This is a genomic window from Corallococcus carmarthensis, from assembly GCF_003611695.1.
GTDB lineage: Bacteria > Myxococcota > Myxococcia > Myxococcales > Myxococcaceae > Corallococcus > Corallococcus carmarthensis.
On record NZ_RAWE01000239.1, the window covers coordinates 1 to 14954 of the forward strand.

12 protein-coding genes are annotated in these 14954 nt (G+C 70.6%); 6 read left to right on the forward strand and 6 right to left on the reverse strand.

Features of this window, described 5'->3' with window-relative positions; translation table 11 throughout:
* A partial coding sequence (locus D7X32_RS37750) for a Smr/MutS family protein (RefSeq protein WP_439329040.1) occupies positions 1–279 on the forward strand: 279 nt, incomplete at its 5' end.
* Positions 280–292: 13 nt separating this feature from the next.
* Here D7X32_RS37750 and D7X32_RS37755 read toward each other — a convergent pair.
* From D7X32_RS37755 to D7X32_RS37770, 4 genes are all read right to left on the reverse strand, one after another.
* Positions 293–3013, reverse strand: a complete 2721-nt coding sequence (locus D7X32_RS37755) for an SNF2-related protein (protein ID WP_244239408.1) — start codon at positions 3011–3013, stop codon at positions 293–295.
* Positions 3014–3255: 242 nt separating this feature from the next.
* Positions 3256–4584 carry a DUF58 domain-containing protein gene (locus tag D7X32_RS37760; RefSeq protein WP_120607374.1) on the reverse strand — a complete coding sequence of 443 codons (1329 nt, stop codon included), beginning with the start codon at positions 4582–4584 and terminating at the stop codon, positions 3256–3258.
* A complete protein-coding gene (locus D7X32_RS37765) occupies positions 4581–5516 on the reverse strand; it encodes an AAA family ATPase (protein ID WP_120607375.1) in 936 nt (311 codons plus the stop codon). The genes D7X32_RS37760 and D7X32_RS37765 overlap by 4 nt, the downstream gene beginning before the upstream one ends.
* Positions 5517–5574: 58 nt before the next feature.
* Positions 5575–6243, reverse strand: a complete 669-nt coding sequence (locus D7X32_RS37770) for a hypothetical protein (protein WP_120607383.1) — start codon at positions 6241–6243, stop codon at positions 5575–5577.
* 396 nt (positions 6244–6639) lie between these two features.
* On the opposite strand from D7X32_RS37770, the gene D7X32_RS37775 reads away from it, so the two are divergent.
* Positions 6640–8778, forward strand: coding sequence for a peptidylprolyl isomerase (locus D7X32_RS37775; RefSeq protein ID WP_120607376.1), 2139 nt, complete (start codon positions 6640–6642; stop codon positions 8776–8778).
* Between the two features lie 17 nt (positions 8779–8795).
* On the opposite strand, the gene D7X32_RS37780 is transcribed toward D7X32_RS37775, so the two are convergent.
* Entirely contained in the window at positions 8796–9917 is a 1122-nt protein-coding gene (locus tag D7X32_RS37780; RefSeq protein ID WP_120607377.1) for an HD domain-containing phosphohydrolase, read from the reverse strand.
* Positions 9918–10163: 246 nt separating this feature from the next.
* Here D7X32_RS37780 and D7X32_RS37785 point away from each other — a divergent pair, with 246 nt between their 5' ends.
* The 4 genes from D7X32_RS37785 (at position 10164) to D7X32_RS37800 (ending at position 14371) form a co-directional block, all read left to right on the forward strand.
* The gene (locus tag D7X32_RS37785; protein WP_120607378.1) at positions 10164–11165 is read left to right on the forward strand and encodes an NAD(P)H-dependent amine dehydrogenase family protein; all 1002 of its coding nucleotides are present in this window, start codon (positions 10164–10166) and stop codon (positions 11163–11165) included.
* A gap of 20 nt (positions 11166–11185) precedes the next feature.
* Positions 11186–11635, forward strand: coding sequence for a MaoC family dehydratase N-terminal domain-containing protein (locus D7X32_RS37790; RefSeq protein ID WP_014397671.1), 450 nt, complete (start codon positions 11186–11188; stop codon positions 11633–11635).
* Positions 11635–12339 (forward strand): MaoC family dehydratase, encoded by a 705-nt coding sequence (locus D7X32_RS37795; RefSeq protein WP_120607379.1) that lies wholly within the window; start codon positions 11635–11637, stop codon positions 12337–12339. The genes D7X32_RS37790 and D7X32_RS37795 overlap by 1 nt, the downstream gene beginning before the upstream one ends.
* A gap of 187 nt (positions 12340–12526) precedes the next feature.
* Positions 12527–14371: an acyl-CoA dehydrogenase gene (locus tag D7X32_RS37800; RefSeq protein ID WP_120607380.1), complete on the forward strand. Its 1845-nt coding sequence runs from the start codon at positions 12527–12529 to the stop codon at positions 14369–14371.
* 90 nt (positions 14372–14461) lie between these two features.
* On the opposite strand, the gene D7X32_RS37805 is transcribed toward D7X32_RS37800, so the two are convergent.
* On the reverse strand, positions 14462–14914 hold the full coding sequence (locus D7X32_RS37805) for an ExbD/TolR family protein (protein ID WP_120607381.1): 453 nt from the start codon (positions 14912–14914) through the stop codon (positions 14462–14464).
* Between the last annotated feature and the right edge of the window lie 40 nt (positions 14915–14954).

The window sequence follows — 14954 nt, forward strand, 5'->3', positions numbered from 1 at the left end:
CCCGATGAGTTGGGAGCGGTAGAAATTCCGGTCGATGGGAACCTCGACCTGCATCTCTTCCAGCCGCGCGAGGTGAAGGAGCTCGTCACCGAGTACCTCTGGGCGTGCCGCCAGAAGGGCGTGCTCGACGTGCGCATCATCCACGGCAAGGGCACGGGCGCGCTGAGGCGCACCGTTCAGTCCCTGCTGCCCACGCTGCCGGAAGTCGAAGGCTTCCAGTCCGCCTCCGAGGCGGACGGAGGCTGGGGCGCGACGTGGGTGCGGCTCAAGCCCCTGTGAAGGGGCCCGTCCTTCAGGACAGCCAGAAGTACGCGGAGGCGATGAGGGTGCGCTTCTCCGTCACGCGCCCCTTGTTGGCCAGCTCCGCCATCTGCCGGTCCTTGGCCGCGTAGCGCTTCTCTTCTTCATTGCGCAGCGACGCCAGCTTGCGGCGGTAGTCGCGCTCCAGGCGGTCCGAGTGCGCCCGTGCCTTCGCGCGCTCCGCGATGTCCTCGACGCCGGCGACATCCTTGCGCGCGTCGAACCACGCCTGGCGGGCGGACTCCACCACCTCGCGCGACTCCATCAGGCAGTCCTCGACGTAGCGGTCCGCGCGCTCCTTGGCCTTGTCCAGCTCCAGCGCGTTGCGCCGTTCCGCGGCCCGAATCAGCTCATCCTTGGCGGTCATGAGCGACTGCTCTTGCATGAGCTGGACCGACACCGGCGCGGGCTGCCGCCGCTTCTCTTCCTTGGCGTCGAGCTTCGTGAAGTGGACACCGTCCGTCAGCGGCAGGGCCCGGAAGCCGCCGTCCCGGTCCTTCACCAGCACCAGGTGGACCAGCTTCTCCTCCGGCTTGAGGCCGGTGGTTTCGAACTTGTAGGCGAACCACCAGCCCTCGCTGCCGGCCAGCCGCGCCAGCCGTGAAGGCAGGCCCGCCGCGTCCAGCTGCAGGTAGCTGACGGTGTCCTGGGTGCGGTCGCGCACCGCGTAGGCGGCCTTGGCCACCTGGAGCCGTCCGGAGGTGCGGCTGCCCAGCACGGAGCCCGTGAGCGCCCGCGCCTCCTGCTGGCGCTTGGCCACCACCTCTTTGGCCTGGTCTCCCGCCACGCGCAGCCGGCGGCGCACGTCGCCGTCGAAGCGCTCCAGCACCACCGAGCGCATCGCCGTCATGCGCTGGGTGATGGTGCCTTCCAGCTCCTCGCGCAGCTTGTCGAAGGCGACGTTGATGTCCGCGGGGTTGCGGCAGGACTGGTAGATGTCCAGCACGCGCCGCTCGAAGTCGACGCCGCTCTCCAGCGCGCCCAGGATTTCGTCGGACGCGCCGAACACGCCGTCGAAGAGGTTGAGCTTCTTCTCCAGCAGTTCGAACAGGCGCGCGTCCGCCGCGTTCTGCCGGTTGAGGAAGTTCACCACCAGCACGTCGCGCTGCTGGCCGTAGCGGTGGCACCGGCCGATGCGCTGCTCCACGCGCTGCGGGTTCCACGGCAGGTCGTAGTTCACCACCAGGTTGCAGAACTGGAGGTTGAGGCCTTCCGCGCCCGCTTCCGTGCAGATGAGGATCTGCGACTTGTTGCGGAACTCCTCCACCAGCGCCCGGCGCTCCTCGGGCGTGCCTCCCGCATCACCGGAGAGCAGCGAGATCTTGTCCTTGTAGCCGTGCTCCGATAGCAGCCGGAACAGGTACTGCTGCGTGCGCTTGGACTCCGTGAAGATGAGCGCCTTCTCCGGCCAGGAGTGCGTGCGCATCACCGCGAAGGTGCGGTCCAGCGCGCGCTTGAGCGCCTCACCCTTGGCGTTGATCCGGATGGAGTCCGCGAGGTCCGCGTACTGGCGCAGCTCCCAGACCTCCTGCTCCAGCGTGCGGACCTGGGGGGCCTTGGCGGGGTCGTCGGACCACTCCTCGCCTTCCTCCACGAACTGCTTCGCCTCGTCCGGCTCGAAGAGCGCCAGGGCCTGCTGTCCCAGCCGCGCGGCCGCCAGGCGCTTCTCCAGATTTTCCGACAGGCGGCGCAGCGTGGGCGCGATGGCGAACGTGGAGGAGGCCAGCAGCTTGCGGTAGCACAGCGTCAAGAGCGTCTTCTTGCCGGGCTCGATGGCCGCGGCCTCCGAGCGCTGCAGGTACTCGCTGACCTTCTCGTAGAGGTCGTGCTCTTCGGGGGACGGGTGGAAGTCCTCCACGATGCTGCGGCGGTTGGTGTAGCGCACGTACTCGCGCACCTGGCGGCGCAGCGTGCGTTGCACCACCGGGGCCAGCCGCTCCTTGAGCTCGCACGCGGCGGCCTCCGTCATGCCGCCGCCCTCGTCGGCGCGGTAGCGGCTGCGGAAGGCGTGCTCGGGCCCGAGAATCTGCTCGTCCAGCAGCGACATCAGGCCGAACAGCTCCATCAGGTCGTTCTGGAGCGGGGTGGCGGTGAGCAGCAGCTTGGGACGGCCCGCCAGCGACGCGCGCAGCGCCTGGCCCGTCTTGTTGTTGGCCCGGTGCGCGTTCCGCAGGCGGTGGGCCTCGTCGATGATGACCAGGTCCCAGGGAATCTCCGACACGAGCGCGGAGCGGTTCGCCGCGAACGGGTGCGAGCAGATGACGGGGAAGGGCTGGTCGAAGCAGTTGTTGTGCTTCTTCACGTCGCGGCCGTCGACGAGGACGCTGTCCAGGTCGAACTTCTCGCGCAATTCGGCATTCCACTGCGCGCGCAGCACCGCCGGGGCCAGGATGAGGATGCGGTTCTTGCCCTCCGCCATGAGCTGGGCCACGACGAGGCCCGCCTCGATGGTCTTCCCCAGGCCCACCTCGTCCGCGAGCATGCAGCCGCCGCGCGACAGCGCGTCCAGCGCGAACATCGCCGCTTCGACCTGGTGGGGGTTGAGGTCCACCTTCGCTTCAGCCAGCGCGTTGGCCAGCCGCTGCTGCGTGTCACCACTGCGCGCCAGCAGCTCCTCGGCGAGGAGCCGCTCGTGGAAGGGCGTCAGCCCCGCCTCCACCAGCTCCTCCGCGGCGCGGGCCGCGATGGCCGCGGCGTCCGCTTCCACTTCCAGCTTCAAACCCCTCGCGACCTCCGCCAAGTCCCGCCTCCCGTCCGGTTTGGAGCGTGCGCGCGTACGCGCGAACAGTTGAGGCGCGCCATTCTGGGGAGCGATCCGCATCTGTAAAGGGGGTCCTCCGCGAGGCCGAAAACTCGGCCTCCGCGCGATTGGCAAGCGTGGCGTTCGGCGAAACGCCGCACGCGTGCACGTGCGCGGGAATGTCTCAAAGGTCTTGACGAATGCGACGCGAGCGCTCAGAGCCGCCCGCGCGCCTTCACGTCCAGGTACACGTTGAGTGCAGCAGCGCCGAAGCCGCGTGCCGGTGCGCGCACCACCAGTGCCCCCGCGTCGCGCAGCGTGGTGGCGGTGCGGCGGTATTCGGCCTCCATGCGGGACGCGGCCTGCCGCGCGTAGGCGGAAGGGGCGTCGCCGGGCACGTCGGTGGCGGCGGCCTCCAGGTCCTCGTCCAGCAGCGACGCGACGACGGGCAGGTGCCGCGGGCGCAGGGCCAGCGTGCGCGTGAGGAGCGCGGCGGACGCGTCCGGATCCACCAGGTCGGTGAAGAGCACCACCAGCGCGCGGCGCGTCTGACGGGCGAAGGCGAAGTCGAACGCGCGGCCGTAGTCGCTCTCCTCCAGGCCGGCCTCCGCGCGGTAGAGCGACTCGGTGATGAGGCGCAGGTGCTCCGCGCCCTTGCGCGGCGGCAGGAAGGCGCGCACGTCGCTGGCGAACGCGAGCACGCCCACCACGTCCCCCGCGTCCAGGCTCACGCGCGCCAGCCGCAGCGCCGCGTCCACCGCGTGGTCCAGCTTCCTGCGCCCCTGCACCCGGCCCGCCATGTGACGGCCGCAGTCCAAGAGCAGCAACACCGGTTGGTGGCGCTCCGGCTGCCACGTGCGCACCAGCGTGTGGCCGTGGCGCGCGGAGGACTTCCAGTCGATGTGGCGGTAGTCGTCGCCGGGGCGGTACTCGCGCAGCGATTCGAACTCGCGGCCCTCCACCGACTTGCGCAGGAGCGTGCGCGCGGACACGGCCTCCGACGCGCGCGCCAGCGTCAGCGCCTCGCGCGACAGGGCGCTCAGGTCCGGATACACCTTCACGTCCTGTCCCGCGGGCAGCTTCACCTGCCGCGAGCACAGGCCCAGGGGCCCCATCAGCCGCAGGTTCACGTCGCCGAAGCGCGCATCGCCCCGCGAGGGAGGATGCACCCGGTACGTCAGCCGCGTGGACGCGTTTCCGGCCTCCAGCGTGAAGGGCTGCCGGTGGCCGTGGCTCTCCACGTCCAGGGGCGGCTCGTCGCGCAATTCGCCGCGCACCGGCGTGTCCGTGCGCGACCGCAGCTCCCAGCGCACGGTGTTGTCCACGCCGGAGGAGAGGATGGGCTCCACCTCGCGGTGGACCTCGATGTCGCGGGCATGCGGCGCGCGCACGAAGTCCACCGCGCACAGGAGCAGGACGGCCACGTCCACCGCGAGCGCCAGCCACCCGAAGGCGGGGCTCGCCACCGCGAGCGCGGCGGGCACGAGCGCCCCGGCGAACAGCGCCACGGCGAGGCCGCTGGGGACGGGACGCCCGGCGCTCACCGGGGCACTCGCACCCGTTCGAGCATCTGCTTCAGCACGTCATCCGCGGTGACGCCCTCCACCTCCGCCTCGGCCTTGAGGAGGAGGCGGTGGTTGAGGACGCTGGGCGTGACGGCCTTCACGTCGTCCGGGGTGACGAAGTCGGTGCCCCGGAGCGCCGCGGCCGCCTTGGCCGCCGCGAGCAGGGCCTGCGCGGCGCGGGGACTGGCACCCAGCCGCACGCGGGGGTGGGCACGGGTGTCGCGCACGAGCTGCACGACGTACTGGAGGATGGAGTCGTCACACGCGACGCGGGCCGCGCGGTCCTGCAGCTCCGTCAGCGTGCCAGCGTCCAGCACGCGGGAAACGCTGGGCGGGCGGCCCTCGCGCTGGTGGAAGGCGCGCAGCAACGCGGTCTCGGAGTCCCCGTCCGGGTAGCCCACGCGCACGCGCATGAGGAACCGGTCCAGCTGCGCCTCGGGGAGGGGATAGGTGCCCTCCAGCTCCAGCGGGTTCTGCGTGGCGACGACGAAGAAGTGCGGCGGCAGCGGGTGGGTGACGCCGTCGATGGTGACCTGCCGCTCCTCCATGGCCTCCAGGAGCGCTGCCTGCGTCTTGGGCGGGGTGCGGTTGATCTCATCCGCGACCAGGACCTCCGTGAAGACGGGGCCCTTCATCAGGCGGAAGGTCTGCTCCTGCGGCTGGAAGACGTTGGTGCCCAGGATGTCCGCGGGCATCAGGTCCGGGGTGAACTGCACGCGGGAGAAGGAGAGTCCCAACGCCCCCGCCATGCTGCGCGCGGTGAGCGTCTTGGCGACGCCGGGCACGCCCTCCAGCAGCACGTGGCCGCGGGCGAGGAAGGCCGTCACCAGGTCGGCCAGCACGCGGGGCTGGCCCACGACGGCCGAGCCCAGCGCGTCGAGGAGGCGGGAGAGGGGCGTGGCGTCGGACATGGTGGCGGGCGACGGTAGCCCGCCTCCCGTCCGGCGCGGCAGCGAAATCCTCGCGGGCCTACTCCTGGCGTTTCAATCCCATCAGGCCGCCCAGCACCGCGATGACGCCACCGAGGATGCCCAGGAAACAGCCGATGCTCGGCGACGAGTTCATCATCTCCGCGTTGCCGAGCGGCGACGGCACGAGGGTGGTGTCCGAGGAGATCTTCAGGAACACCAGCGACCAGACGAGGGTCACCACGCTGCTGACCATCTGCGCGCCCCACGGCAGCATGGGGTTCACCCAGGTCATCACCTGCCGCGCGCGCAGGCCCACGAAGACCATGGTCACGATGGCGAACAGGAAGGAGATGAACCCCAGGCTGATGAGGCCCAGGAAGTCGCCGTCCTCCGCCGTCTCCTTCCACGGCATGAAGCAGGAGAGCACCACCAGCGCCGCGCCCCAGAACGCGATGCGGTCACCGCCCTCCAGCTCGCGCAGGAACGAGCGCGCGTCGTCCAGCAGGACCTCCGGATCATCGATGGGGGAGCGGGTGGACTCCAGCTCGCGGGCCTCGCGGGACCAGGGGTCCGCCACCGCGTCTCCGGCGTCGTCCTCGTCCTCGTCGACAGGCGCGGGAGCCGGGGCGCGGCGGGGGGCCGGTGCCCGTGCGGGAGCGGCCTTGGCGGCGCCGCTGCCCGCTCGCGAGGGAGCCCGCTGGGCCTTCTCCCGGGCGATGTCCTCCATGCTGCGCACGTTGGTGGAGTCGTCGCTCGGCGGCGCGGCGGGGCGGGCGCCCGTCTTGGCGCGGGCCGGGGCAGGGCGCGCACGGGACTCCGGCGCGGCACGGGCCGCGGGCGGACGCGAGCGCGGCGGGGGACCGACCCCGGTGCTCTCGTCATCACCGGAGTCTCCCTCGTCCCCGGCTCCCGAAAGGAAGGACTGGTCGATGATGTAGTCGCAGTTGGGGCAGATGGCGGTGTCGTCCGCGACCTTGCGATTGCAGCCTGGGCAGTTCAGGGCCGGTGCTCCGGGAGGGGGGAAACGGCCCGATATCTTCCCGGCCCCGGCGCGTGGCTGTCAAACCTGTTCAGCGCCATAACCCCTGGATTTTCGCGGGGAATTGACCTAGCCCCTCGGGCCATGGCCCGCCTGCCCACCGCAGTGTCCGCCGGATTCCTCCTCTTGTGCGCCTGCGCCCGAACGGTGCCGCCGCCCGCTCCGCCGCCGGAGCTGCCCGCCCAGGTGATGGCGCGGATCCAGGACTGGGAGGATCGCCGCTCGCTGGGAGGCGGTGAGCTCGTGCGGCTCGCCACGGCGGCCCCGGACACGGCCGTGCGCGTGCGTGCCCTCCGGGCCCTGGCGCGCATCCAGGACGTGGCGACGCTGGAGGCCGTGGTCGCCGGGCTGACGGCGCAGGACAAGTCCGTGCGCGACGAGGCTGCCTTCGCGGCGGGCGAGCTGGCGTTGTCGTGGGAGCCCCTGCCGGAGGACGCGCGGACGGCGCTGACTGGAGCGCTGGTGCGCGCCGAGGCCACGGAAGCCGACGGCTGGGTGCGCATCACGCTGCTGGAGTCCCTGGGCAAGCTGGCCACGCCCGGCGCGGTGGAGGTGCTGACGGCCCGCCTGTCTCCGGCGAGTGGCCCCTGGTCCGAGGCCGCGGCGACGGCGCTGGGCGTGGCGGCGCGCAAGGCGGGCGCGGCGGCGGCGGCGAACGTTCCGATGGAAGCGATCCGCGCGCTGGTGAAGCCCCGCGAGCGGACGGAGGTGAACCTGGCCGGCGCATACCTCCTGGCGACGTCGAAGCGGCCGGACTCCGTGGAGGCGCTGCGCTCCTGTCTGGCCAATGGTCATCCGGATGTCATGGCCCTCTGCGCGAAGGGCCTGGGGGACGTGGGCAGCGTGGGCACCGGTCCCGACACGACGGGGCTGGCCATGGTGCTCGCGGAGGGCACGCCCCGCGTGGAGGCGGAGGCGGCGCGGGCGTTGGCGAAGCTGGCGGTGAAGTGCCAGGAAGGGCCGCCATGCGATCCGCTGCTCGCGTTGGAGCGCCTCGCGTTCCGTGCGAAGCGCGTGGCGGAAGGGAAGGCCGAGCAGGGACATGCCCTGCTGGCGGTGGCGCAGCAGGGGCTTCCGGTGCGTGGGCGGCCGGTGTTGCAGCTCCTGCGGACCGCGCTCGCGGCGGCCGACCGCGGCGCGGCCACCGAGGAGGCCCACGCGGACCTCGCCTGGCTGGACTGCCGGTTCGCGGCGGCCATGGACCGGCAGCAGGGGAGTCTGGAGCAGGTTCTCCAGTGCGGATACGGCCGCGTGCCTGAAGCCCGGCGGCTCGCGTTGGGGCTGCACGAGGTGGCCCAGTTCAAGGGAGCGTCCACCGCCACGGCGAAGCCCGGCGAGGCCAGCCCGGCGGTGCCCGGCGCGGCGTTCGCGGTGCCCTACCTGAATCACACCAGTCCCGTCGTGCGTGGCGCCGCGCTGGATGCCCTCTCCGAGCGCCCCGTGCCTGAAGCGATGGCGCCCGTGCGCGCGCTCATCGGCGGAGGAGACGCGGTGGTGGCGGGGCTGGCCGCGGCCACCGCCGGCAAGCTGAAGGACGCCGAAGCCCTGCCCGCGTTGCAGGCCCTGGCCGAGCGCGTCCCCAAGGAGCCGGACCTCGCGGAGGCGGTGGCTGGAGCGCTCGTCGCGTTGCAGGGCCGGGCGGCGGAACCCCGCCTGCGCGAATGGCTGACCCATCCCCACGCCAACGTGCGCCGCGTCGCCGCTGAGTCCCTCACGTCGCTCACGGGCGCCCCCGTCCGCTCCCTTCGCGTGGAGCTGCCCGCGGATACGTACCGCCCGCCGGCCGCGCCCCCCGGGACGACGCTCACGCTGCGCACGCGCAAGGGCGACATCACCGTCCTGTTGGATGCGGACGCACCGCTCACGGGCGGCAACCTGGTGGCGCTCGCGAAGCAGGGCTACTTCCGGGGCGTCACCTTCCACCGCGTGGTGCCGGACTTCGTCGCGCAGGGCGGAGACCCGCGCGGAGACGGGGAGGGCGGTCCCGGGCACTCCATCCGCTGTGAGATGACGCGCCGGCCGTATGCGCGGGGCACGGTGGGGATGGCGTTGTCGGGCAGGGACACGGGCGGCAGCCAGTTCTTCTTCACCCACTCACCGCAGCCGCACCTGGACGGCCGCTACACGGCCTTCGGCGAAGTCGTCAGCGGGATGGACGTCGTGGATGCGCTGCTGGAGGGCACGGTCATCGACGACGTCCTCGTCGGCACCCGCGCCCCCTGAAGCAGTCCCCTCGCGCGTCAGGCCCCGGCGGCGCGCGCGGGCACCGGCTCACCCTGGGCGTTCAACTTCCCGCCCGTCCAGCGGTGGGTCTCCGCTTCCTCCATCAGCTCCACCTCACGGCGGATGCGGGCCCACTCCGTCTCCGGGAGGCCGAGGAACGCCTCCGCCAGCGCCGGGTCGAACTGCGTGCCCGCGCAGCGGCGGACCTCTTCGCGCGCCACGCTCATGGGGCGCCCCTTGCGATAGGGCCGGTCGGACGTGATGGCGTCCAGCGTGTCCACGAGACAGAAGATGCGCGCGCCGACGACGATCTCCTCGCCCTGTAGCCCCAGCGGGTAGCCCTTGCCGTCCCAGCGCTCCTGGTGCTGCAGGACGATGAGCGCCGCCTCGTGCAGATAGGGCATCTTCGCCAGCATCCGGTAGCCGAACTCCGGGTGCAGCTTCATCTCCACCCACTCGTCCGGCGTGAGCGGTCCGGGCTTGAGCAGGATGGAGTCCCGCACGCCAATCTTCCCGATGTCGTGCAACAGCGCGCCCTGTTCCACCACGTCCAGCGCCGGGCCGCTGAGGCCGATCTCCTGCGCCAGCCGCCGCGCGTACAGCGACACGCGCCGCGAGTGCCACTGCGTCTCCGTGTCCCGGTAGTCCAGCGCGCTGATGAGCCCGTCCAGAAGGCCCGTGGTGCGCTCGATGACCCGGCGCTCCAGCCCCTCGTTGATGGCCAGGAGCTCCGCGTTCTTCTCCGCGACCTCGCGCGTCAGCCGCTCGTTGGCCGCCACCAGCCGGTGGTGCTCGAAGGCCTGCCGGATGCTGCTCGTCAGGTCGCTCAAGGCCCACGGCTTGCCCAGCAGCCGGAAGACCTCACCCCGGTTCACCGCCTCCGACGCCGTCTTGAAGTCCGCCGCCGCGGTCAACATCAGCCGCACCGCGCGAGGGTTCCTCTCCCGGAGCGCAGACAAGAGCTCGATGCCGTTGAGGTACGGCATCATGAAGTCCGTCAGGACGACGTCGAAGCCCTGCTCCCGCGCCGCCACCACTGGATCGCTGTGTGTCACGACCTCGTAACCCTCCGCCTGGAGGATCCGGGACAGCGCCGCGAGGATGAGCACGTCGTCGTCCACCACGAGGATTCGGGCCATGGGCTGATACGCTCCGAGCGAGTGGGCTGCGCTTTTCTCAGACTCTTATAGCCGGTCCGGGGGCAGGCAGACAGGCCCCCCCAAGCTTTCCAGTGCCGCTAAACAGCCGGAATCCTTGAAGTTTCCCTCATCCAGGACGTCGCCGGACTCCACGTCCTGCTTGCCTGCCCGTCGAGCCGTGTTCTATGGTGGCCGCCTACCCGACGTAAATGGCTGTAACCCCTTGGAATTCGGGAGCAATCTCCGATGGCTAGAGCCCCTGATGGGCCGGTGCCGGTGGTGGTGATGGGGCTGGGGTTCATCGGGCAGGAAATTGCCAGGGCGGCCCTCTCATCCCCCGAAGTGGAACTGATTGGCGCGGTGGACCCGCAGCCCTCCCTGGTGGGGCGCCCGCTGGGCGACGTGCTGGGGCTGGCCGGGCCACGCTTCAAGGTCGCGGACGCGCTCGAGCGCGCCGTGGGGCGCCGCAAGGGCGTGGTGGTGCTGCACGCCACCAGCTCGCGGCTGTCCCAGGTGATGGATCAGCTGCTGGACGCGCTGAAGCTGGGCCTGCCGGTGGCCAGCACCTGCGAGGAGCTGGCGTTCCCGCACCTCAAGTACCCGGAGCTGGCGGCGAAGCTGGAGCGCGCCGCGGAGAAGGCGGGCGTCGCCATCGTGGGCACGGGCGTGAACCCGGGCTTCGTGCTGGACCGCCTGGTGGCCACCGCGGGGCAGGTGTGTGGCCCCGTGCGCAAGGTGCTGGCCAGCCGGGTGGTGGACGCGCGCACGCGCCGTGAGGCCCTGCAGCGCAAGGTGGGCGCGGGCCTGACGGAGGAGGAGTTCTTCGACCTGGTGGACCGCGAGGAGCTGGGCCACGTGGGGCTGGTGGAGTCCGCGGCGCTGGCGGCGGTGGGGCTGGGGCTGGACTGCGACGACTTCGAGGAGGAGGTCGCGCCCGTGTTCGCCGAGGAGGAGATCACCGGCGGCGCATTTGTCGTGAAGAAAGGCCGCGTCGCGGGCATGTTCCAGTCCGTGGTGGGTTTGGAGGAGGGGCAGGAGCGGGTCCGCCTGGAGCTGACCATCGCGGTAGGGGCGGACAACCCACGGGATCGCATCGAAATCGACGCGGACCCCAGACTGGTGCTGGAAATCCCGGGGGGAGTGGCGGGCGACCGGGCCACCGCGAACGCGCTGGTGAATGCCGCGCCACGTTTGACGGCCGCGGAGGCCGGGCTCCTGACGGTGCTCGAGCTTCCGTCAGGACGCTGAAGGTTCATCAGGAGAGGGAAATGCTGGACAAGAACGCGATTGGCCGCGCCTCGCCGCCGACGCTCAACGAGGTGGAGAAGGGCGCCATCCGGCGCTTCGCCGAGGCAATCGGCGACTACAATCCCATCTATTACGACGAGGAGTACGCCCGCGCCTCGGGCTACCCCACCATCGTCGCGCCTCCCACGTTTCCCGCGTCGTTCCATTCCGCCGCGGACCTGCGGGAGCTCTTGGGGGTGGGCATCAAGAGCCTGCTGCACGCCGAACAGGGCTTCGACTACGAGCGGCCCATCTTCGCGGGGGACCGCATCTACGTGTCCACCCGCGTGTCGGACGTCTTCGAGCGGCCGGGCATGTCCGGCAAGATGGACATCGCGGTCATCGAGGACGAAGGCCGGGACGAAGAGGGCAACCTCGTCTTCCGCGCCCGCCGGACCCTCGTGGTGCGTGCCGCCAAGGAGAACGCCTGATGCCCGCGCGCAAGCTCTACTTCGAATCCATCCGCGTCGGTGACGAGCTGCCGGCGCTGGCCAAGGCTCCGGTGGACCGCGTCCAGCTGTCGCGCTACGCGGGCGCCTCCGGCGACTACAACCCCGTGCACGTGGACGAGCTCTACGCCAAGAGCGTGGGCATGCCGTCCGTCTACGCTCCGGGCATGCTCGTCATGGGCATGCTCGGCCAGCTCATCAGCGACTGGGCGCGCGGCGGGCAGCTGCGGCGCTACAACGTCCGCTTCATCAAGATGGTGTGGCCGGGCGACACCGTGGTCTGCAAGGGCCGCGTGAGCGACCGCCACGGCTCCGGCGGCCGGTACTTCGTCGAAATCGACCTCTGGGCGGAGAACCAGAAGGGCGAGCTCGTCATGAAGGGCGGCTCGCAGATCCAGCTCTTCTACTCGCTGGAGGACGAGAACCGGCAGCGCTCCGGCCAGTCGCCCATCGTGGTGGAGGTCCCCCGCGAGAGCCTGGTCGTCCCGGCCCCCGCGACCTCCGCCCCGGAGGCCGCCAGCAGCGTCCCGCCGTCCGCCCCGGAGCGCGACCGGGACGAGGACGACGAAGACGACGAGGAGGCGGACGAGCCCCGCGCCGGTGCCTCGTCCAAGAAGACCGCTCCCCGGGAGAAGCCCGCCGCCAAGACGGCCTCCCTCCCGGTAGCGAAGAAGGCCAAGAAGTAGGCGTTCCAAGACGAATTCCCGCGTTCGAGAAGGGCGGCTTCGACCGACCGTCAACGCGGGGTGTCATCTTGGGTTGACTCAAAAATCAGTCGACGCCACACTTCCTGCGTCACATGGGCCGCTGACCCTTACTTTTTCCCGCCCTGCGGGAAGCAGGCAGGCAGCGAGCCCCCACGCAGGAGTGGCCATGTCCGCCGGCATCAACACCTACAAGACCGACCTTCGAGAGATCTTCTTCACGCTGTTCGAGCAGTTCGGCTTCGGCCAGGTGGCGGGCCAGGCGCCCTACGACGCCTGGGGGCCGGACGAGGCGAAGGCGGTCCTCACGGAGACGTACCGCTTCGCGCGCGAGGTGCTGGGGCCGCTCAACTCGGTGGGTGACCGCGAGGGCTGCCGGGTGGAGAACGGTGCCGTCTACACGCCCAAGGGCTTCAAGGACGCGTGGAACAAGCTCTACGAGCAGGGCTTCAAGACGGTGGCGGTGAGCCCGGACCACGGCGGCCAGGGCGCTCCCATGATGCTGCAGGTGACGGTGGAGGAGATCCTCTCCGGCGCCAACACGGCCTTCAACATGTACCCGGGCCTGGCGTTCGGCGCGGCGGAAGTTATCGCCGAGTGCGGCACGCCCGTGCAGCAGAAGCAGTTCGTGGAGCGCATGCTCAACGGTACGTGGGGCGGCACCATGTGCCTCACCGAGCCGCACGCCGGCTCCGACGTGGGCGCGGCCAAGTCCACCGCGAAGCGCAACGGGGACGGCACCTACAGCATCCGGGGCACGAAGATCTTCATCTCCGGCGGCGATCACGACATGGCCGGGAACATCATCCACCTGGTGCTCGCGCGCATTGACGGCGCGCCGGTGGGCACCAAGGGCCTGTCGCTGTTCATCGTCCCCAAGCTGCGCATCAACGCGGACGGCTCCGCGGGCCAGGCGAACGACGTCACCGTGGCGTCCATCGAGCACAAGATGGGCATCAACGGCTCCGCGACCTGTGTCCTCAACTTCGGTGAGAACGACGGCTGTCTGGGCGAGCTCGTGGGGACCGTCGAGCACGTCGGCATGAGCCAGATGTTCAAGATGATGAACGGCGCGCGCATCGCCGTGGGCATCCAGGGCGTGAGCCTGGCGTCGGCCGCGTACTACAACGCGCTCGACTACGCGAAGGACCGCAAGCAGGGCTCCCACTTCACCAAGTGGAAGGACCCGTCCGCGCCGCGCGCCTCCATCATCGAGCACCCGGACGTCCGCCGCATGCTGCTGGACATCAAGGCGCACGTCGAAGGCATCCGCGCGCTGGTCATCAAGCTGGCCATGCACCTGGACAAGGCGAAGCAGCTGGCGGGCAAGGACGACGACGCGGCCACCTACCACAAGGGCCAGGTCGAGGTGCTGACGCCGCTGGTGAAGTCCTACGGTTCGGACCAGGCCTTCCGCCTCTGCGCGCAGGCCATCCAGGTGTACGGCGGCGCCGGCTACATCCAGGACTACCCGGTGGAGCAGTACACGCGCGACTCGAAGATCTTCTCCATCTACGAGGGCACCAACCACATCCAGGCCATGGACCTCGTCGGCCGCAAGATGGGCCAGGCGGGCGGCGCGCACTTCCAGCAGTTCATGGGCGACGTGGGCAGCTTCGTGGAAGCGCACCGCGAGCACCCGGTGCTGGGCGAGGCCGTGAAGACGCTGGCCGGCGCGCAGGAAGGCCTGATGTCCAGCGCGATGGCGCTGTTCGGCTGGTCGCAGGACGCGGGGCGCTTCCCGCTCATCCCCCTGTCCGCCAACCGCTTCCTCAACATGATGTCGGAGGTCGCCGTGGGCTGGCTGCTGCTGGACGCGGCCGTCATCGCGGAGAAGGCCGCCGCCAACGTGAGCGCGGATCACCCGGACAAGGCGTTCTACGAGGGCAAGAAGTTCAGCGCCCTCTGGTACGCGCGCAACGTGCTGCCCAACGTGGAGTTCGCCGCGCGCCTCATCGCTACCGAGGACACGTCCCCCATGGACATCACCGACGCGGCGTTCGGGGCCGTCTGAAGCAGCCCCTGAAGCCCTGACATGAAGAAGGCCCTCCGGCACATGGTCGCCGGGGGGCCTTTTCCTTTTCGAGCCTGCGCGAGCGGACGGCTAGTTGCCTTCGCGCACGCCGATGGCGAGCTGCGCGAGGCCGGCCTTCTTGGCCATCTCCATCACCTGCACCACCGTGCCGTGGGAGACGCCCTCGTCCGCCTGCACGATGACCACGGTGTCGGGGTTCTGGTTCTTCGCGTTGTCGAAGGCCTGCTTCAGTTCGGCTTCCGCGACGACGTTGCCCGCGAGCACGAAGCGGCCGTCCGCCAGCACCGCCACGGACAGGTCCGTGGTGCGCGCGGTGACGTCCGCGGCGCCGCCCTTGGGCAGGTTCACCTTGAGGCCCGCCTTGGCGCCGCCGCCCGGACCCTGCTGGGTGATGACCGAGCTGGTCACCATGAAGATGATGAGCAGCACCAGCATCACGTCCGTCAGCGGCGTGATGTTGATCTCCGCGAAGCCCGCGCCCTCCTCATCGTCGGACGAGCCCGGCGTCTTTCCCATGGCCATGGTGGGCGTCTCTCCTTACGGGGCGGGCTGCGGATCCGGC